Source organism: Halomonas sp. BN3-1, assembly GCF_003056325.1.
GTDB lineage: Bacteria > Pseudomonadota > Gammaproteobacteria > Pseudomonadales > Halomonadaceae > Halomonas > Halomonas litopenaei.
On the sequence record NZ_PYVV01000050.1, the window covers coordinates 1 to 624 of the forward strand.

Consider the following 624-nt stretch of genomic DNA (forward strand, 5'->3'; position numbering starts at 1 on the left):
ATCGCCTTCTCGACGTTATCTACTATTACCTCTTCAAGCAGGTCGCCTGAGTCATAGACGTAATACCTATAGTTTAGGAAAACATTAAAACTTCTGTTAATCGAGTATATTGATAAACACCTGCGTTCTGAGCAACTTAATGATGCACTGTTAATCCCAGCTTCACGTAATTTTCTGCGAATCAACTTGACCTTTTCACCATTAAGACCATTATTAGGTTTAGTGAAAAATGGCATGACCCGTATGTATCGGCCATCATAAATCTCTTCAAGTTCGCTTAATATTTCCTGCATCCTAACCAAGACGTCATCGGGGGGTTGTCTTGGCCATAGATACGCCAACAGACTACTAACAAGCAGCAGTACGACACCCCCGATGACTCTCTTTCTCATTGTTTATATTCTCCGGCTTCTGGCTCATGCACAGTCGTGACGCACTTTTGAAGCCACCCTGATTGGATAAGGCGCTGAGGCTACTTGACCTTACCCAGCTTTGGTGGACACCAAAGCTGGGTAAGATCAGCTATTTGGGTGTGATACCTGATCTTATGGATCTTCCACTTGCTCAATACCTTCTTGAGCGAGAGCATGTCCTCGATGTCGTAGGTGAGTGCTGTCAATATAT

1 protein-coding gene is annotated in these 624 nt (G+C 43.8%); it reads right to left on the bottom strand.

Translation table 11 applies throughout. From position 1 onward, the window contains the following. On the bottom strand, window positions 1–392 hold a 392-nt coding region (locus C9F12_RS22855), incomplete at its 3' end, for a hypothetical protein (RefSeq protein WP_205254760.1). Window positions 393–624 lie beyond the last annotated feature (232 nt).